This window comes from Brevundimonas sp. (assembly GCF_046295075.1).
Classification (GTDB): Bacteria; Pseudomonadota; Alphaproteobacteria; order Caulobacterales; family Caulobacteraceae; genus Brevundimonas.
The window spans coordinates 83605-101914 of sequence record NZ_JBKBOC010000007.1 but is presented as its reverse complement, the minus strand read 5'-3'; the positions used below and the strand labels follow the sequence as shown (position 1 = coordinate 101914).

Below are 18310 nucleotides of genomic sequence, written 5' to 3'. Positions count from 1 at the left end.
GAGAAGCGCGCCAAGCCTCGCAGGAACGTAGCCGTTCCGATGACGTTGGTTTGGCTGAACCTGTCCTCGGAGAAGACACGCCATGATCCCGCAAGAGCCCGAACGTCACGACAAGGCCGCCGACGCCGTCCACGAAGGCCGTCCGGTCGACGCCGAACTGGTGCGCAGCGGACGCAAGGGGCCGCGCATCCTGGTGTTGCTGGTCATCTCGACGCTGGCGGCGGCGGTTCTGCTGTTGGGGATCTGGATGATTTCGAACGGCGGCTTCAATGCCCAGAACGACGAAACGGGGCCGACCGCAGCGGATACCCGGGACTTTGCGGGCGACAGCCAGACGCCGCCTGCGGCCGACGCGCCCACGGACGCGACGGGCCGGGCTGAGCCGGTTCCGACCGGCGAAGCGCCGAACGTCAACGCGCCGACGACGCCGTCGAACTGATCGGCGTCAGGCGGGGCGGCGGGCCTTCAGCGCCTGGACGATGGTGCCGTCGTCCAGCCAGTCCAGATCCCCGCCGACCGGCACGCCGCGCGCCAGGGACGTGACCTCGACCTCCGGGCCGCCGATCCGCTCGGCGACATAGTGGGCGGTGGTTTGGCCGTCCACGGTGGCGGGCAGGGCCAGCACGACCTCGCGCACGCCGCCGCCCCGCACCCGCCCAACCAATTCGGTGATGCGCAGATGCTCGGGCCCGACGCCGTCCAGGGCGGACAGCAGCCCCCCCAGCACATGGTATTTACCGCGGAAAGCGCCGGATCGCTCCATCGCCCACAGGGCGCCGGCCTCCTCGACCACGCAGATCAGGCCGTTGTCGCGCGATCCGTCTGAACAAATGGCGCAGGGGTCGCGGGTATCGGGCGTGCCGCACACCGAACAGGACACGACCTTTTCCGCCGTCTCGGCCAGAGACGCCGCCAGCGGCACCAGCAGCTGCTCGCGACGCTTCAGCAGGGCCAGGGCCGCGCGCCGGGCGGAGCGTGGACCCAGGCCCGGCAGTTTGGCGAGAAGGGAGATCAGCCGTTCGATCTCCGGCCCGGCGGAGGCGGCCATCAGAACAGTTTCGGCATTCCGGGAATGTTCATCCCGGCCATCGGCCCGGCGGCTTCGCGCATCAGGGCGTTGTTCTGTTCGTCCAGCTTGCGCTTGGCGTCGGCGTGGGCGGCGACGATCAGGTCTGCCAGGATCTCGCCCTCGCCGGGCGTCAGCAGGCTGTCGTCGATCCTGATCGCCGTGATCTCGCCCGCCCCCTTGAGGGACACCGAGACAAGGCCGCCGCCCGAGGAGCCCTCGGCGGACGTTTCGGCCATCTTGGCCTGGGCGTCCTGCAGCTTTTGCTGCATCGCCTGGGCCTGCTGCATCAGTTGTGTGAGGTCTTTCATGCTCTCTAGATAGGGGCAAGAGGGCCGGTGCGACAGGGGTTTTGCGCATCATCGCGAAATCGGAAACGCTGAGGCGCCGCATTCGCACTTGCGACCGTTGCGAAACAACCTAATTAGCACCTGCACTCGTTGCTGTTCTAATCAGGAAGGCATTCCATGGCCTATGACGCCCTCACTCAACGCGACGCCCCGCTGTCGGACGCCGCCCTGTCGCAACTTTTCACCGAGGCGCGCACGCGCAACGGCTGGACCGATCGCCCCGTCGCGCCCGAGCTGCTGCACAAGCTCTATGAGCTGACCAAGTTCGGGCCAACGGCGGTCAACGGATCGCCCGCCCGCTTCGTCTTCGTGACCTCGCCTAAGGCCAAGGCGCGCCTGGTCCCGCTGATGAGCGAGGGTAACCAGGCCAAGACGCAGCAGGCGCCGGTGACCCTGATCATCGGTCAGGACATCGACTTCCACGAGCATCTGGACGCCCTGTTCCCGCATGCGCCGGGGGCCAAGGCCTGGTTCGCCGACGAGGCCGGCCGTCGCGAAAGCGCCTTCCGCAACGCCTCGCTGCAGGGCGGCTATCTGACCATCGCCGCGCGGGCGCTGGGTCTGGACGTCGGGCCGATGTCCGGTTTCGATGCGGCGGGGGTGAAGGCCGAGTTCTTCCCCGACAGCAATGTCGAGCCGAACTATATCCTCAACCTAGGCTATGGCTCGGACGAGAACCTGTTCCCGCGCTCGCCGCGCCTGTCGTTCGACGAGGCGGCGCAGATTCTCTGAGGCGGCTGCGCCGGTTTAAAACGAAGAAGGGCGGCCCGTCGGGGCCGCCCTTTTGTCGTCTCTGGACCGAAGTCGATCAGGTGTTCGGCGGGGCCGAGGCCGTCGCGGCGGGCGGAGCCGCCGGTGTGGTCTGGGCCGCTGCGGGCGCGCCTTCGGCCGGGGTCGTGCCCGTCGCTTCGGTGGCGGCGGCGCCTTCGGTCACGGGCGCTTCAGCCCCTTCGGCCGGAGCGGCCGCGCCGGGCTGGCGGGTCGGGTCCGGCGCCGGGACGGCGAAGCCGCCCGAGCCTTGCGTGCGCAGCCAGGCGATCAGGTTGATGCGCGTCTGGGTGTCGCGGATGCCGGCGAAGGACATCTTGGTGCCCGGCACATAGCGTGCCGGCGCCGTGATGAAGCTGTCCAGCTGATCATAGCCCCAGGCCGGAGCCTCGGCCTTGTGCTTGGCCATGGCGTCCGAATAGGCGAAGCCTGGACGGTGCATCACCGGTCCGCCGACCACGCCATACAGGTTCGGACCGATGCCGTCCGCGCCCCCTTGCGTCACAGTGTGGCAGGCCTGGCAGCGCGCGAAGGCAGCCTCGCCGGCGGCCAGGTCGGCAGTCGGCAGGACCGTGCCCCAGTCGGGCGCCAGTTCGGCCGCCTCGCCGCCTGCGACCTCTTCAGGCGCATCGACGAAATAGCCCATCTTTTCAGGGGGCTCGGAATGATAGATCAGGCCGGAGGCCTGCTGGACGACCAGGATGACGAAGGCCGTCCCCAGAGCCGCACCGAAAATCTTGTTCCACTTAAGATCGCCGCTCATGCGCCTGGTCGAATCCCTCTGCCGGCCGGGCCTTCGAAAACACGCCCCGGACATAATCTTGCGTTGGCGTCTCTGGCACGGTAGCGCCGCCTTCGCAACCGGCCCAACATGCGACGGGTCAGACAGACGTCAGGGAAGTCGATGAATCCGTTGATAATGATACCCGCTCGCATGGCGGCGACCCGCCTGCCGAACAAGCCGCTTGCCCTGATCGGCGATGTGCCCATGATCGTGCGCGCCTATCGCCAGGCCGAAGCCTCGGGCCTGCCGGTGGTGGTCGCCGCCGGCGATCCCGAGATCGTCGATGCGGTCGAGGCGGCGGGAGGTCGGGCCATACTGACCGACCCCGCCTTGCCCTCGGGGTCCGACCGCATCCGCGCCGCCGTGGACGCCATCGACCCGCAAGGCGATTTCGACGCGGTTATCAACGTTCAGGGCGACATGCCCTTCGCCAGCCCCGGTCTGGCCGTCGCCTGCGCCGCCATCCTGCATGGCGAGCCGACCTGCGACATCGCCACTCTGGTCGCGGCGGAAGCCGACCTGTCGGACCGGACCAACCCCGACGTGGTCAAGGCGGTGCTGGCGTTGGGAGAAAATGAACGCCAGGGCCGCGCCCTCTACTTCACCCGCTCGACCCTGTATGGCGATGCGCCTATCTGGCGGCACATCGGCGTCTATGGCTATCGCCGCGAGGCCCTGAACCGTTTCTGCGCCGCCCCGCCGTCGCCGCTGGAGACGCGCGAAAAGCTGGAACAGCTGCGCGCCCTGGAAATGGGCATGCAGATCTGGGCCGCCGTCATCGACGAAGCCCCCCTGTCGGTCGACAATCCGGCGGACCTGGAAGCGGCGCGGCGTTTGGCGTGACAAGAATCTCCCTCCCCATGAAGGGGAACGAGATTACGCTTCCTCGACCCAGGCCTTGATCAGGCTGTGGGCGATGGCGAAAGGCGGCGGGGCCTGAATGGTCGGGTGCTCGCCGGCCAGCACCGCTCGCGCCTCGGCTCGCGTCAGCCAGGCGACGGACTCCAGCTCGGTCTGGTCTGGCCGAGCCTGGTCGTCAGAGACCTCGGCGATCAGGCCGATCATCAATTGCGACGGGAAGGGCCAGGGCTGGCTGGAGTGGTAGGCGGTGGCGATCACGGTCAGGCCGGCCTCTTCCTTGACCTCGCGGGCGCAGGCCTCCTCGATGGATTCACCGGGCTCCAGAAAACCGGCCAGAGCCGACATCCGCCCCTCGGGCCAGGCCGCCTGACGGCCCAGCAGGCAGATGGGTTCGGCGCCGCCCTTGTAGACCGGCAGCATGATGGTAACCGGATCGACGCGCGGGAAATGCTCGGTCCCACAGGCCGGGCAACGGCGTTTCCATCCGCCCGAGGCCGTTTCGCTCAGCGTGCCGCAGTTGGCGCAGAAGCCGTGTTTGCGCCGCCAGTCGAACAGGCTCTTGGCCCCGCCCGCCATGGCCGCGTCCGCCGACGGCAGGATCGCCGCCGCCGAGCGCAACTCATGAAAGGCGCCGACGCCGGCCAGCGGCCCGTCGGTGGGGTCGATGGAGCCTTCGAACTCGATGGCGAAGACGGGCGCCGCATCCCACAGGCCCAGAAAGACATCGCGATCCGGCACGATGTCGCGCGCGTGTTTCAGCGACAGCCAGGCCAGGCGCGGCCCGTCGGCCGTCTCTTCGATCAGGGGACGCCCTTCCCACAGGACCATGGCCTGGGCCTCGGGATTGGCCTCCTGCCGGGCCAGCCATTCGGGATCGTTGCGCAGGTCGCCGGCGCGATCGAGCGGATTGCCGGCGAAGGTGTTCTGATGGGCCATGCGGGTTTTGTAGCTCTTGATTCCGACGGCCGCACCCGTCATATCTCCGCTTGGAGATCGCGGGCGAAGGTTTCGCCAACTTGGTCAGGGCCGGAAGGCAGCAGCCACAACGAATTCCCCTTCGGGTCGCGGTCTCTACTTCTCTCTTTTTTGCGCTAACGCTCGCCGCGCGGCGGCTCGCTGCTTGAGCGCGGTTGTGCGCTAACGCATCGCGATGGGCCGCTTTGCTGCTTGAGCGCGTCTGGTTCGCCTCCCTTCTCCCCTCGGGGGAGAAGGTGGCTCGCGGAGCGAGACGGATGAGGGGGCTGCCAGACGCAGGACCCCACTCACCGTCAGCGAGGCGGACAGAACCCCCTCATCCGAGCCCTTCGGGCCCACCTTCTCCCCCAAGGGGAGAAGGGAGATTGAATCACTTCTACCCGCCCCTGACCCGCTGTAAGACTGCCATCCATGACGGACAGCGACACGAATCTCGACGGCCCGCCTTGGGAAGAGGACGAGGTCGTCCAGCGCGACGAGAACACCGACGACATGTTCGGCGCGCCCGCTCCGGCGCCTGAGCCGGTCGCGGCGCCCATTGCTGCGCCCGTCGTCGCCAAGCCCGCCCCCGCACATGCCGATGTCCAATCCCACGCCGACGACGGGTCCGCCTATCAGGTGCTGGCGCGCAAATACCGGCCGCGCACGTTCGAAGACCTGATCGGTCAGGAGGCGATGGTGCGCACCCTGACCAACGCCTTCGCCACCGGCCGCATCGCCCACGCCTTCATGCTGACCGGGGTGCGGGGCGTCGGCAAGACGACCACCGCCCGCCTCCTGGCCCGCGCCCTGAACAACGAGACCGACGTCATCGACCGGCCGTCCCTGACCCTGACCGCCCACGGCCGGCACGACGCCGCCATTATGGCCGGCCAGCATATGGACGTGATGGAGATGGACGCCGCGTCCCACACCGGCGTCAACGACATCCGCGACATCCTGGAGAGCGTCCGTTATGCGCCGGTCGAGGCGCGCTACAAGGTCTATGTGCTGGACGAGGTCCACATGTTGTCGACGCAGGCGTTCAACGCCCTGCTGAAAACGCTGGAAGAGCCGCCGCCCCACGCCAAATTCATCTTCGCCACCACCGAGATCCGCAAGGTGCCGGTGACGATCCTGAGCCGCTGCCAGAGGTTCGACCTGCGTCGGGTCGAGCCCGAGATCCTGGTCGAGCATCTGGGCCGGATCGCCGACCGTGAAGGCATGAAGATCGAGACCGACGCCCTGGCCCTGATCTCTCGCGCGGCCGAGGGGTCGGTGCGCGACGGGTTGAGCTTGCTGGACCAGGCCCTGGTCCAGGCCGAGCGGGGCGAGACGGTCAGGACCGAGACCGTGCGAGACATGCTGGGGCTGGCCGACCGGACCCAGACCATCGCCCTGTTCGAGAGCGTCATGGCCGGCCGCACGCCGGAGGCGCTGGAGAGTTTCCGCACCCTGTACGGCTTCGGCGCCGATCCGGTGCAGGTGACGAACGACCTGCTGGAACATTGCCATGCGGCGTCGGTCGCCAAGATGCTGGGTTCGAACGCGACGCGGTTGCCGAATGATCAGGCGCAGAAGCTCGCGGCGCTGGGCGCGGCCATTCCGGCGGCGACCCTGTCGCGGACGTGGCAGATGCTGCTGAAGGCGCTGGACGAGGTGCGGCGTGCGCCCAATCCCGCCGACGCCGTGGAGATGGCCATCGTCCGCTTGGCCTACGCTGCCGACCTTCCAGGTCCGGAAGAAGCGTTGAAGCGGCTGCAGTCGGGCGAACCGCTGGGCGGCGGCTCGGCGCCTCGGGGTAGCGGGGGCGGCGGCGGAACATCGGCGCAACTGGCCGCTCGCCCCGTCATGGCCCCCGCCCTGCCCGATCCTCAGACCTTCGAACAGGTCGTCGCCCTGATCGGCGAGAAACGCGAGGTCGGGCTTCAGATGGATGTGGAACGGTATGTGAAGCCGGTCTCGTTCAAGCCCGGCGCCATCGTCTATGAAAGCGTCCAGGGCGCGCCGATCGAACTGGCGCGCAAACTGTCCGCCCGCCTGCGCGAATGGACTGGGCGCACCTGGCTGATCGCAGCGAATGGGCAGGGCGGCGCCGAGACGGTGATAGAACGCCAGAAAAAGGATCGCGCCGCCGAACGCGCCGAGGTCGAGGCCAACCCCTTCATCAAGGCGGTGATGCTGGCCTTCCCCGGCGCCAAGCTGGGCGAGATCAAGACCATCGCCCCTACCGTCGTCACCCCCGAAATCCCCGACGTGGTCGAGGACGACGACGAGGATTAGGCGGGGCGTTATCGCGGCGCGCGCTTGGCGAGGATGCGTTGCAGGGTGCGGCGGTGCATGCCCAGGCGGCGGGCGGTTTCCGAGACATTGTGGTCGCACAGCTCGTAGACACGCTGGATATGTTCCCAGCGGACCCGGTCGGCGCTCATGGGATTTTCGGGCGGCTCGGGCGAATCGCCGGTCGCCAGTAAGGCCTTGACCACGTCGTCGGCGTCGGCGGGTTTGGACAGATAATCGACGGCGCCGGCCTTGACCGCCGCGACCGCTGTGGCGATGGCGCCGTAACCGGTCAGCATGACGATGCGGGCGTCCTCGCGCTTTTCGCGCACGGCCTCGACGACCTTCAGGCCGTTGCCGTCCTCAAGCCGCATGTCGAGCACGGCGAAGGCCGGGGCCTTGTCGCGCAGCAACTGCGTCGCCTCAGCGACGGACTCGGCGGTCGTCACCTGAAAGCCGCGCGCCTCCAGCGCGCGACCCATGCGGGTGCGCAGGGCCTGGTCGTCGTCCAGCAGCAGCAGGGACTTGTCGGGCAGGGCGGCGATGCGGGCTTCTAGTTCGGACATGCGTTTCTCTCCTGCCGTTTCAAGTCGGGACGGGTAGCGTGTGGGTCAAGGCCAAGGTTCCGCCTGCGACGCTAAGACCTAATCCGGTCATGCCGCGACCTCCAGCGCCGGTCGCGCCCACCGCACGGCCACCCGGGCGCCGCGTGACGCCCCCTTGCCCTCGGACTGAGTAAGCCCCTGGCCCACGCTGACCGAGCCGCCGGTGCGTTCCAGCAGGGTGCGGGCGATGAAGAAGCCCAGGCCCATGCCGCCCTGGCTGGGGGCGATGGGCGTTTCGGCTACTCCAGCCATGGGCGGCCGGCGCTTCGACGGGCGGGCGGCGGCGGCGATCTGGGCGGCCAAGGCCTGGCGCGCCTTGCCTTGGGGCCGGCTGGTCACATAGGGCTCGCCCAGGCGGGGCAGGATGTCGCTGGCGAAGCCAGGACCGTCGTCGAGAATGTCGATCTCGATCCAGCCGGCGTCGACCACGGCCTGGACCCGCACGGTGGTCGCGGCGAAGTCGGCGGCGTTCTCGACCAGGGTGGACAGGCCGTGGACCACCTCGGGCAGGCGTCGCACGCGCGGCGCGGGCTGGCCGGGCGGGGTTTTCACCAGCACCTCGAACGCCAGGTCGAAGCCGCGGTGGGGCTCCACCACCTCTTCCAGCAGGGCCTTCAACGACACGTCGGCATAGAGGGCGTCGTCGCCCTCGGGCTGTTGCGACAGCTGGGTCAGTATGCCCCGGCACCGCTCGGCCTGCTGCAGGATCAGGGCGGCGTCCTCGGCCGCGTCGCTGTCAGGGGGCGAGGCGCGCTGAAGCTCCTTGGCGACGACCTGAATGGTCGCCAGCGGCGTGCCCAGCTCGTGCGCCGCCGCCGCCGCCAGCCCGCCCAAGGCCGCCAGCCGTTGTTCGCGTTGCAACACGTCCTGGGTCGTGGCCAGGGCCAGTTCCAGCTTCTCCGCATCGGCCGCCACCCGCCAGGCGTATCCGGCGGTGAAGACCACCCCGGTCACTAGGGCCATCGCCATGCCCAGCCGATAAAGGGTCGGCAGGTGGAAGTTTTCGTGCGGGCGCCACGGCAGCGGCTCGGACCAGAAGAACAGCACCCCGACCGCGATCAGGGCTAGCAGACCCAGCATCAGGGCCTGGCGCCCCGGCAGGGCCGCCGCCGCGATGGTCACGGGCGCGACCAGCAGCAGGCAGAAGGGGTTCTCCAGACCGCCGGTCAAACCCAACAGAATCCCCAGTTGGAAAATGTCGAAGCCCAGGTGGATCGCCGTCAGGCGCCCGTCGGGCAGGCTGGCCTCCAGCCGCCGCACCCGCGCCATGGCGCCCACGTTCACCGCCGCGCTGATGGCGATGACGATCAGACAAGGCCAGAGCGGCAGGGGGAAGTGCAGACCCTGATGCGCCGTCAGGATCGCCGCACTTTGCCCCACGATGGTCAGCCAGCGCAGCACGATCAGGGTTCGCAGCGAAAAGCCCCGCCCCCGACGCGGCGCGTCGGTCCACCCGTCCAGCGGCTCGGAAGCCAGACGTTGGGGGGATGATGCGCCGTGCGGCGCCATGCGGGCTTCTGTCGAGGTCACACCGCTTCTATAGACCGATCACATCCGTTTCGTGAGAGACCGTCATGCCGCGTCGTTCTATCCTGCTGTTCGCGGGCGCCTGTATCGCCATCGCCGTGGCCCTGGCCATCATCACCGTGGTTGTGGTGAGCGGACGCAGCGCCACGCCGAACGGCGCTGAGATCACATCGACCGGCCAGCCCCTGGTTGGCGGCGATTTCGAGCTGGTCAATCAGGACGGACAGCCGGTCGATCAGACGATGATGAACGGCAAGTGGAGCCTAGTCTTCTTCGGCTTCACCTACTGCCCCGAGTTCTGCCCCACGACTCTAGCGGAAATGGCCGTCGTGCAGCAGCGGTTGGGCGAAAAGGCCAAGGATCTGCAGATCGTCTTCGTCAGCGTCGATCCCCAGCGCGACACGCCCCAGGCGCTGAAGGACTATCTGTCGTCCGACGGCTTTCCCAAGGGGACCATTGGTCTGACCGGCACGCCGGAACAGGTGGCGACGGCGGCCAAGGCTTATCGCGCCTTCTACGAGAAGGTCGGTGAGGGCGAGGCCTATACGATGAACCACTCGCTGACGGTCTATCTGATGGGGCCGGACGGCAAGTTCCGCACCGCCGTCGCCTATGGGATGGGGCCGGACAAGACGACCAAGATCATTGAGGACGCCATCGCGCGGGGCTGAAGGAAACGCGCCGGATAAGGACGATCCCATAATCCTTTTGCAGGGTGATGCATTATATGTTGCCCTGCACAAACGGCGATGGGCCGTAACGGATCGTCATGCTCTACGCATTTCATGAACTCGCCTACCAATCGGCCCTGCCGTTCCGGGTCGGCGCACAGATGGCCCGGCGCTTCTGGACCTCCCCATTCAACCTGGCTTCGGACACCGCCATCGGGCGCACGGCCTACGCCTCGGCCGAACTGTTCGAGAGCGTCACGCGGCGATACGGCAAGCCGGACTGGAAGCTGGAAACCATTGATGTCGGCGGCAAGACCGTCCGCACAACCGAACAGGTGATCTGGCAAAGCCCCTGGTGCCGCCTGGTCCGGTTCGCGCGCAATATCGGCGACCTGAAACGTGCGGGCAAACCCGTGGCCGCGCCTGCCGTCCTGATCGTGGCCCCGCTGTCGGGCCACTACGCCACCCTGTTGCGCGGCACGGTCGAGGCCTTCCTTCAGGACCACGACGTCTATGTCACCGACTGGGTCAATGCGCGGCAGGTGCCGATGCTGGAGGGCCGGTTCGACTTCTTCGACTATATCGACCACGTCCGCATGATGCTGGCCGAGATCGGCGGGCGCGCCCATGTCGTCGGCGTGTGCCAGCCCGGCCCGCCGGTCCTGGCCGCCGGCGCGGTGATGGCCGAGGACGGCGACGAGAACCGGCCCCTGTCCATGACCTTCATGGGTTCGCCCATCGATGCGCGCCTGTCGCCGACCGTGACCAACCAGCTGGCGGAGGAAAAGCCCTTCACCTGGTTCAGGTCGAACATGATCCACACCGTGCCCCTGCCCTATTCCGGGTTTGGGCGGCGCGTCTATCCGGGCTTCGTCCAGCTCTACAGCTTCATGTCGATGAATGAGGCGCGCCACCGCGACGCCCACTGGGACTATTTCAATAGCCTGATCGACGGCGACGGCGACGGGGTCGACAAGCACGAGGAATTCTACGACGAATATCTGTCGGTGCTGGACCTGACCGAGGAGTTCTATCTCCAGACCATCGACATCGTCTTCCAGCAACATCTGCTGGCGCGCGGCCTCTTGGAACATCGCGGGCGCAAGGTCGATCTGTCCAAGATCACCGACATCGGCCTGATGACCGTCGAGGGCGAGAAGGACGACATCTCGGGCGTCGGCCAGACCCAGGCCGCCCATGGCCTGTGCCCCAATATCCCCGAGGATCGCCGCGTGCTCTATGTCCAGCCGGGCGTGGGCCATTACGGCGTGTTCAACGGGCGTCGCTTCCGTGACGAGATCTATCCCCGCGTCCGCGATTTCATCGCCAAGAACGAGGCCGTCGGTGGCGTACCGCAACGATCAGCGGCTGCCGCTTGACGAAAGCGGGGTCGGCTCCGGCCCCGTCCTGAGACTGTCCGTCAATCCGCGCGCCCGGCGCCTGTCGGTGCGGATCGATGCGCGGGCGGGCGAGGCTGTGGTCATCGCTCCGACCGAGCGCGGCCTCATACAGGCTGTCGCCTTCGCCCGCACCAAGGCCGTCTGGATCAGCCAACGGCTGGCGGTGCGGCCCAAGGGTCGGCCGCTGGAGCCCGGTCAGGTCATTTCCCTGCGCGGCCGTCCCGTGCGGCTGGAAGCCGTGCCCGGCGCCGGCGCGGCGCGGCTGGTCGAGGAGGGCGCGGTCATCCGCTCGGGCGGCGAGGGCGAGGCCTATGCGAGACGGGTCGAGAACCTGCTGAAGCGCGAGGCGCGCGACACCCTGCTGGAACGCACCGACCACCACCTGCGCGCCCTGGGTCAGAAGCCGGTGAAGATGTCGATTGCCGACACCCGGTCGCGCTGGGGCTCGTGCAGTCCGCACAACCGCACCATCCGCTATTCCTGGCGCGTCATCATGGCCCCGCCCCCGGTCATCGACTACCTGGCCGCCCACGAGGTCGCCCACCTGGTCCACGCCGACCACAGCCCGGCCTACTGGTCCGTGGTCGAACGTCTGGTCGGGGATCACAAGCCATGGCGCAAATGGCTGAAGGACTACGGCGGCGCCCTGCACGCCGTGGGGCGGTAGGATCTTCAACAGCCTTCTCCCCATCACAAAGCAATGGAGAGAAGGAAGCAATCAGAAGAACAGGGCGTCGCCCCTGCGTTCAGGCGGCTGGCGGCCTTCCGGCTGCTGGTCCGGCGTGTCGCGCGGCGCCGGCTGAGGCGCATTTGGACGCATCATCGGCTGGTTGGAGGACGGCTGCTGGACCGGCGCCTCCGGGTCTTCGACATAGGGTTGGCCCAGCAGAGGATCGACGGGTTCCACCGGCAGGCCGTTCTGGTCCAGGCCGCTCATCAGGTCGCCGACCGGATCGGGCGCGACCCAGCCCTCGGGCATGGCCGGACCGTCGGGGATGCGGGGGGCGTTCAGGCGCGGCAGGGCCGCCTCCATGAAGCCTTTCCAGATGGCGGCGGGCGAAGAGCCGCCGGTCACGCCGCGCATGGCGGTATTGTCGTCCTTGCCCACCCAGACGGCGGTGACGAAGCCGCCGGTGTAGCCGACGAACCAGGCGTCCTTGTAGTCCGAGGTCGTGCCCGACTTGCCCGCCAGGTCGCGCCCGGCGATGGCCGCGCTGCGCCCGGTGCCCGAGGTCATGACCCCGCGCAGCATCTGGTTCATGTAATACAGCGACGGATTGTTGATCGCCTGGCCGCTCTGGCCCGACTGGCGCTGATAGATGACGCGGCCCTGGGGCGTGCGGATGCGGCTGATGCCATAGGCGTCCACCCGACGGCCGCCGTTGGCGAAGGCGTCATAGGCGGTGGCCATCTCCAGCGGCGAGACCTCAACCGCGCCCAGGGCCATGGCCGGCTCCAGGCCGATGCGGCTTTCGATGCCCAGGCGGCGCGCGGCGCGGGCCACGCTGTCGCGACCGACCTGATCGGCGACATAGGCCGCGACCGTATTGGTCGACTGGGCCACGGCCTGGGCCAAGGTCATATTGCCGCTGAAGGTGCCTGAATAGTTGCGGGGCGACCAGTTGCCGATGGTGATCGGCTGATCGACCACCGGGGTCTGGGGCGTATAGCCGGCCTCGACCGCCGCCAGATAGACGAAGGGCTTGAAGGCCGAACCCGCCTGGCGTTTCGCATCAACGGCGCGGTTGAACTGGCTGTCGGCATAGGAGGCGCCGCCGATCATGGCGCGCACCCGGCCGTCGCCGTCCAGCGCGACCAGCGCCGCCTGCTGCACGCCCTTGCCTTCGTCGCGATCCAGGATGCGACGCACCGACCGCTCGGCCGAGGTCTGCAGCGTCAGGTCCAGGGTGGTCTCGACCACCATGTCCTCGGTCGGTTCGCCGACCAGGCTGCGGATCGACTTGTCCAGCCAGTCGATGAAATACTGGGCGTGCTGGGTCGCAAGCGTCCGCGAAACGATGACCGGCTGGGTCACGGCCTGTTCGCGCTGGGCGGCGGTGATGACGCCGGCCTCTTCCATCTCGTTAAGCACGACGGTGGCGCGGGCGGCGGCGCGCTCGCTCTCGGACACAGGCGAATAGCGCGACGGCGCCTTTAGCAGGCCGGCCAGCAGCGCGGCCTCGCCCACGGTCAGGTTCTTGGCCGACTTGTCGAAATACCGCTGAGACGCAGCCTCGATCCCATAGGCGCCGGCGCCGAAATAGACCCGGTTCAGATAAAGGGCCAGGATCTCCTTCTTGGAGAATTTCATCTCCAGCCAGACGGCCAGCATCAGCTCCTGCACCTTGCGGCGCATGTTCTGGTCGGGCGTCAGGAACAGGTTCTTGGCCAGTTGCTGCGTCAGGGTGGAACCGCCCTGAACCACGCGGCCGGCGCGCATGTTCGTCACCATGGCGCGGGCCATGCCGATCGGGTCGAAACCGGGGTGGTTGTAGAAGCGGCGGTCCTCGATGGCGATGAAGGCCGCCGGCACATAGTCGGGCAGGCTGTCGAGATCGGCGGGCGGCGCCATCTGCGTGCCTCGGGTCGCGATCAGGGCGCCGTTACGGTCCAGATAGGTGATCGAGGGCTGGCGATCGACCTGGTACAGGCTCGACGTGTCCGGCAGGCCGCGCGCGAAGACGGCGAAGAAAACGACCAGGAAGATCAGCCCCCAGACCGCCAGAACCGCGCTCCAGTAGAACAGCCGTTGCCAGGCCGACCGGCGAGGCCTGCCCTGGGCCTGTTGTCCGCCCGCGTTAACTGGACCCGCCATGACTATCCTTCAGATGCCGCCCTGGGCGGGTTTTCGTTCAGAGGCTGTGTATCGCGTATGAACGACCGCCGAAACGGTCCCACCGACTTCACGGGATCGTGAGCGGCCATTTCGCCGAAAGAAAGGCGCGTCGGGCCAGCCAGACACCCGTTTTCGCCCCGTCGCCGTCGATGGTCAAACCGGCGTCGATCAGCAGGGCGCGATAGGCCTCGGGGTCCAGGCTGGCGTGATACAGCGGCTCGCCCCGCCAGGCGCCGATCGTCTCGCCATGCGCCGGTCCCGAGGTGAACATCAGCCGCCCGCCGTCGGCGACGCAGCGCGCCAGTTCCGGCAGCACGCGCTGCTGCTCTTCAGGGCTGAGGTGAAACAGGCTGTGCCAGGCCAGAACGCCGTCGAACCGACGATCCGGCAGAGGCTCTCGCATATCCGCCGTCGCCCATACGCCTGTCGGCAGGGTGGTCTGGGCGTGGGCGACCAGAGCCGGCGACGCATCCAGCCCCATGACTTCGAAGCCGCGCTCCAGCAATGCGGCGCCGATAGGCCAGCCCGATCCGCATCCCACGTCCAGGATGGAAGCCGCCTTGGGCAGTCCTTCGACGAAACGGTCAAGCCAAGCGGCCTCGTCCAGCCCGCCCTCGCCGGGATGCAGGACCGCGCCCCGGTCTGTGATCCAGTCGTCGGCCCTGTCCTGATAAAGGCCGACGATCCGTTTCGCGGCCGGATGGGTCATCGACTGACCTCACTGGGCCAGGAAGGCGTCCAGGTCGGCGTAGAAGGCCTGGGGCTGGTCGAACATGATGAAGTGGGCGCTGTCGTCGATGCGCTTCAGTTCGACGCCTTTCAGATTGGCGAACGAGGCCTGATAGATGGCGTCGGTGATCTGGGGCGTCATGCGCGCATCGTTGAACTTGACGTACAGCACCTCGGTCGGGGCGGTGATGCGCGACAGTTCTGGACGCAGGTCGGTGGTGACCAGTTCGCGGAAGGCGGCGGCGGAGACCTTCTGGTCGCTCTCGCGCATGTCCTCCAACGCTTGGGCGCGGCGGCTTTCGGTGTTGATCATGCCGTTGATGCTGGTCGTGGCCTGGGCGACATAGACCTCGCGCGGGCTGGTGGATTGGGCGGTCCAGATCTGGTCGGCGACGGGGGTCACGCTCTCGGCCGTCGCGCCTGGCGCGCCGAACATCGCCCCCATGAACGGGATCATGTCCACGACCATCAGCCGGCCCACGCTGTCGGGATGGCGCGCGGCCAGCATCATGCCGATGGTCCCGCCCATCGAATGTCCGACCACGGCCGGCTTGATCAGCCCCTGCTCGCGAATGTAGCGGGCGATCTCCTCGGCGACTGGCGCCGCCACGGGGCTGGGCGTCACGCCCTGGGCGTTGCCCTCGGCCGGCGCGCCGGAGAAGCCCTGGACGTGGATGCGGTGAACGCGCCAGCCCACGCCGTCCTGGGCCGTCAGATGGTCGACCGTGCCCTGCCAGATTTCAGGCGAGGAGCTGAGGCCGGGGATCAGGATGATGTCGCGCCCGTCGGTGTCGCCATCGACACGGACATGTATCCGGTCGGAGACGAAGGCGGCGTGGCTGTGGCCGTGTTCGGGATGTGTCCCGTGCCCGTCCTGGGCCGAGACGATAGCCGGCGCGCCCAACATGGCGGCGGCGATGGCGAGGATGCGGAACATGGCGAAACTTCCCTTGGACGACCTGAGCGGCGTTCTTCGAACAAGACATAACCCCGCCGAGACAGACAGGGGAAGGCGACGGCGGCCTTGCGCGCTCCTCTTTTTTTGTCTCGGGGCCTAAACGTCTTTTCACTCTGCTCGATCTTGCGAATGCGGATGACGTTCGCCTTCGCCCCGGCTAAAGCCATCTCATGACCGACACGCCGAAAAAGGGCTGGTTCCAGCGCCTGTCCGCTGGGCTCTCGCGCTCCTCCAAACAGATGACCGATCAGGTCGTCGCCACCTTCGTCAAGGAACCCTTGTCCGAGGCCTCGCTGGAGCAGCTGGAAGAGCATCTGCTGGAAAGCGATCTCGGCCCGGCCGCCTCCGCCCGCATCGTCGAACGCTTCCGCACGCTCAAGTTCGGCAAGGACGCCCAGGAACATGAGGTCAAGGAGGCGTTGGCCGAGGCCGTCGCCGCCGAGCTGTCGCCGCGCCAGGCGACCTTCGATCCGCTGAACGGACCCAAACCCTATGTCGTCCTGTTCGTCGGGGTGAACGGCTCGGGCAAGACCACGACCCTGGGCAAGATCGCCGCCGACCTGACGGCCAAGGGGGCTAAGGTGATGATCGTCGCCGGCGACACCTTCCGCGCCGCCGCCCGCGAACAGCTCAAGGTCTGGTCCGAACGCGCCGGCGCCCATTTCGAGAGCCGCCGCGACGGCGCCGACGCCGCCGGCCTAGCCTTCGACGCCTATACCAAGGCCAAGGCGGAAGGGTTCGACGTCGTCCTGATCGACACGGCCGGGCGATTGCAGAACAAGTCCGCCCTGATGGACGAACTGCTCAAGATCGTGCGGGTGCTCAAGAAAATCGATCCCGAGGCGCCGCACGACACCCTGCTGGTGCTGGACGCCACGGTGGGCCGCAACGCCCTGGCCCAGGAACAGATCTTCGGCCGCACCGCCTTCGTCACCGGCATCGTCATGACCAAGCTGGACGGCACGGCGCGGGGCGGCGTTCTGGTCCCCGTGGCCCAGGCGTCCGACGCCCCCCTGATGCTGATCGGCGTGGGCGAAAGCGTCGAGGACCTGCAACCGTTCGATGCGCGCGCCTTCTCCCGCTCGCTGGTGGGACTGGAAGACTGACATGACCGAGACACCGCGCAAGGCCTCCAACATCCGCCAGGCCGTCGATTTCGGCGCCCTGGTCGCCTTCATGGCCGCCTACGCCGTCAACCGCTTCGCGCGCGGCTTGGACGGGCAGGAGGCGCTGGTTCAGGCGACCTGGGTGCTGGTGGGCGCCTCAGCCATCGCGCTGATCGTCGGCTATGCGGTGGAACGGCGACTGGCGCCCCTGCCCCTGCTGACGGGCGGCTTCGCCCTGATCTTCGGCGTTCTGACCATCGTGTTCCACGACCCGAACCTGTTGAAGATCAAGCTGTCGATCCAGAACGGTCTGCTGGCGGTCGTGCTGCTGGGTTCGCTGCCGATGGGTCGATACCCGTTCAAATATCTGCTGGGCGACGCGATCAAGATCACCGACCTGGGCTGGCGCGGCCTGACCCTGCGCTACGGCCTCTATTTCGCGGCCGTCTGCATCGTCAACGAGATCGTCTGGCGCACCCAGTCGGACGACACATGGGTCGCCTTCCGCGGCGGCCTGTGGATCGCCTCGGCCGTCTTCGGCGTCTGGCAGGTCTTCTTCATCATGAAGCATATGATCAAGGACGAGGAACCCGCGCCCGTCTCGCCCGATACGGGGCTGTAGTTCTGGCGAACTGTCACGGAACCGACGCGCTTTTCCCGTCAAATCGTAAAGCATAGCTGATACGTGTTCGGACGAAACTTAAGGGGAGCGGTGCGATGGTGAAGGCTGGAAAAGCGATACGGAAGGTCGGGCCGTTGGCGACCTCGCCCAGTCACCTGATGCACCGCGCGCTGCAACTGGCGCTCGACATCTATGCCGAGGAGACCGGCGCCGACGGCCTGACCCAGCGCCAGTTCGCTGTGCTAGAGGCGGTGTCGATCAAGGCCGGTCTGACCCAGACCGAACTGGTGCGCATGACCGGCATCGACCGCTCGACCCTGGCCGACCTGGTCACCCGCATGACGGCCAAGGGCCTGCTGGAGCGGGAGCGTTCGACGCTGGACGCCCGCGCCAAGGCTGTCCGTCTGTCCACGGAAGGGGCCTCCCGCCTGGAGGCCGCCCGCCCGCTGGTCGAGGCCGCCGACAAGCGGATCATGGCCCTGCTGCCCAAGGGCCAACGCGAAACCTTCCTGGCTCAGCTGGCCGAGCTGGCCGCCGCCGCCGACGCCGCCCCCGACGCCGCCAAGGCCGAGGCCAAGGCCGCCAAGAAGGCGCTGAAGGCGGTCGAGAAAGAAGCCAAGAAGGCCGAGAAAGCCGCCAAGAAGGCCGACCGCCCGGCCAAACCCGCCAAGGTCAAGAAGCCCAAGCTCAAGATCGTCGAGACCGCGTGAGACTGGCCGTTTCACCCAGACCTTTCCCGCAGTGGTGCTTTTGAAGGTTCGGTTGTCGGCGCGATCTTGAAGATATTCAGGAC

Annotated in this window: 19 protein-coding genes and 1 other RNA gene; 11 read left to right on the top strand and 9 right to left on the bottom strand. The window is 67.6% G+C overall.

Going from position 1 to position 18310, the window contains the following annotated elements; genetic code table 11:
• The first annotated feature begins 82 nt into the window (after positions 1-82).
• Complete coding sequence (locus tag ACK4MH_RS08045; protein WP_409716872.1) at positions 83-439, top strand: hypothetical protein; 357 nt, start codon at positions 83-85, stop codon at positions 437-439.
• 6 nt (positions 440-445) lie between these two features.
• Here ACK4MH_RS08045 and recR read toward each other — a convergent pair whose 3' ends face one another.
• Together recR and ACK4MH_RS08035 are read right to left on the bottom strand one after the other, a co-directional pair.
• Entirely contained in the window at positions 446-1048 is a 603-nt protein-coding gene (recR, locus tag ACK4MH_RS08040) for a recombination mediator RecR (RefSeq protein ID WP_346494499.1), read from the bottom strand.
• Positions 1048-1377, bottom strand: coding sequence for a YbaB/EbfC family nucleoid-associated protein (locus ACK4MH_RS08035; RefSeq protein WP_409716869.1), 330 nt, complete (start codon positions 1375-1377; stop codon positions 1048-1050). The genes recR and ACK4MH_RS08035 overlap by 1 nt, the downstream gene beginning before the upstream one ends.
• Before the next feature lie 156 nt (positions 1378-1533).
• Here ACK4MH_RS08035 and ACK4MH_RS08030 point away from each other — a divergent pair, with 156 nt between their 5' ends.
• Positions 1534-2148, top strand: coding sequence for a malonic semialdehyde reductase (locus ACK4MH_RS08030; protein ID WP_409716867.1), 615 nt, complete (start codon positions 1534-1536; stop codon positions 2146-2148).
• Between the two features lie 76 nt (positions 2149-2224).
• On the opposite strand, the gene ACK4MH_RS08025 is transcribed toward ACK4MH_RS08030, so the two are convergent.
• Positions 2225-2947 (bottom strand): c-type cytochrome, encoded by a 723-nt coding sequence (locus tag ACK4MH_RS08025; protein ID WP_409716865.1) that lies wholly within the window; start codon positions 2945-2947, stop codon positions 2225-2227.
• 141 nt (positions 2948-3088) lie between these two features.
• On the opposite strand from ACK4MH_RS08025, the gene ACK4MH_RS08020 reads away from it, so the two are divergent.
• A complete protein-coding gene (locus ACK4MH_RS08020) occupies positions 3089-3811 on the top strand; it encodes a 3-deoxy-manno-octulosonate cytidylyltransferase (protein WP_409716863.1) in 723 nt (240 codons plus the stop codon).
• A 33-nt stretch (positions 3812-3844) separates the two neighbouring features.
• On the opposite strand, the gene nudC is transcribed toward ACK4MH_RS08020, so the two are convergent.
• Positions 3845-4765 (bottom strand): NAD(+) diphosphatase, encoded by a 921-nt coding sequence (nudC, locus tag ACK4MH_RS08015; protein WP_409716861.1) that lies wholly within the window; start codon positions 4763-4765, stop codon positions 3845-3847.
• A 48-nt stretch (positions 4766-4813) separates the two neighbouring features.
• Between nudC and ffs the strand changes: the two genes are divergently transcribed.
• An RNA gene (gene ffs / locus ACK4MH_RS08010) (signal recognition particle sRNA small type) lies at positions 4814-4909 on the top strand.
• A 306-nt stretch (positions 4910-5215) separates the two neighbouring features.
• Positions 5216-7066 (top strand): DNA polymerase III subunit gamma/tau, encoded by a 1851-nt coding sequence (locus ACK4MH_RS08005; protein WP_409716859.1) that lies wholly within the window; start codon positions 5216-5218, stop codon positions 7064-7066.
• A gap of 8 nt (positions 7067-7074) precedes the next feature.
• Here the strand turns inward: ACK4MH_RS08005 and ACK4MH_RS08000 are convergent, their stop codons facing one another.
• Positions 7075-7629, bottom strand: a complete 555-nt coding sequence (locus tag ACK4MH_RS08000; protein ID WP_135194551.1) for an ActR/PrrA/RegA family redox response regulator transcription factor — start codon at positions 7627-7629, stop codon at positions 7075-7077.
• An 87-nt stretch (positions 7630-7716) separates the two neighbouring features.
• Positions 7717-9198 (bottom strand): ActS/PrrB/RegB family redox-sensitive histidine kinase, encoded by a 1482-nt coding sequence (locus tag ACK4MH_RS07995; protein WP_409716857.1) that lies wholly within the window; start codon positions 9196-9198, stop codon positions 7717-7719.
• Between the two features lie 44 nt (positions 9199-9242).
• Between ACK4MH_RS07995 and ACK4MH_RS07990 the strand changes: the two genes are divergently transcribed.
• The 3 genes from ACK4MH_RS07990 to ACK4MH_RS07980 all read left to right on the top strand — a co-directional run bounded on the left by ACK4MH_RS07990 (position 9243) and on the right by ACK4MH_RS07980 (position 11933).
• Positions 9243-9866, top strand: a complete 624-nt coding sequence (locus ACK4MH_RS07990) for an SCO family protein (protein ID WP_409716855.1) — start codon at positions 9243-9245, stop codon at positions 9864-9866.
• A 98-nt stretch (positions 9867-9964) separates the two neighbouring features.
• Entirely contained in the window at positions 9965-11245 is a 1281-nt protein-coding gene (locus tag ACK4MH_RS07985) for a polyhydroxyalkanoate depolymerase (protein ID WP_409716852.1), read from the top strand.
• On the top strand, positions 11211-11933 hold the full coding sequence (locus ACK4MH_RS07980) for a M48 family metallopeptidase (RefSeq protein WP_409716850.1): 723 nt from the start codon (positions 11211-11213) through the stop codon (positions 11931-11933). Before ACK4MH_RS07985 ends, ACK4MH_RS07980 begins: the two co-directional genes overlap by 35 nt.
• 51 nt (positions 11934-11984) lie before the next feature.
• Here ACK4MH_RS07980 and ACK4MH_RS07975 read toward each other — a convergent pair whose 3' ends face one another.
• The 3 genes from ACK4MH_RS07975 to ACK4MH_RS07965 form a co-directional block, all read right to left on the bottom strand.
• Positions 11985-14081, bottom strand: a complete 2097-nt coding sequence (locus ACK4MH_RS07975) for a PBP1A family penicillin-binding protein (protein WP_409716848.1) — start codon at positions 14079-14081, stop codon at positions 11985-11987.
• Between the two features lie 88 nt (positions 14082-14169).
• The gene (locus tag ACK4MH_RS07970; RefSeq protein ID WP_409716846.1) at positions 14170-14811 is read right to left on the bottom strand and encodes a class I SAM-dependent methyltransferase; all 642 of its coding nucleotides are present in this window, start codon (positions 14809-14811) and stop codon (positions 14170-14172) included.
• A 9-nt stretch (positions 14812-14820) separates the two neighbouring features.
• Entirely contained in the window at positions 14821-15768 is a 948-nt protein-coding gene (locus ACK4MH_RS07965; RefSeq protein ID WP_409716844.1) for an alpha/beta fold hydrolase, read from the bottom strand.
• 191 nt (positions 15769-15959) lie between these two features.
• Here ACK4MH_RS07965 and ftsY point away from each other — a divergent pair, with 191 nt between their 5' ends.
• The 3 genes from ftsY to ACK4MH_RS07950 all read left to right on the top strand — a co-directional run bounded on the left by ftsY (position 15960) and on the right by ACK4MH_RS07950 (position 18227).
• Positions 15960-16895: a signal recognition particle-docking protein FtsY gene (ftsY, locus tag ACK4MH_RS07960; RefSeq protein WP_409716841.1), complete on the top strand. Its 936-nt coding sequence runs from the start codon at positions 15960-15962 to the stop codon at positions 16893-16895.
• A 1-nt stretch (position 16896) separates the two neighbouring features.
• A complete protein-coding gene (locus tag ACK4MH_RS07955; protein ID WP_409716839.1) occupies positions 16897-17517 on the top strand; it encodes an inner membrane-spanning protein YciB in 621 nt (206 codons plus the stop codon).
• A gap of 95 nt (positions 17518-17612) precedes the next feature.
• The gene (locus ACK4MH_RS07950; protein ID WP_409716837.1) at positions 17613-18227 is read left to right on the top strand and encodes a MarR family winged helix-turn-helix transcriptional regulator; all 615 of its coding nucleotides are present in this window, start codon (positions 17613-17615) and stop codon (positions 18225-18227) included.
• Positions 18228-18310 lie beyond the last annotated feature (83 nt).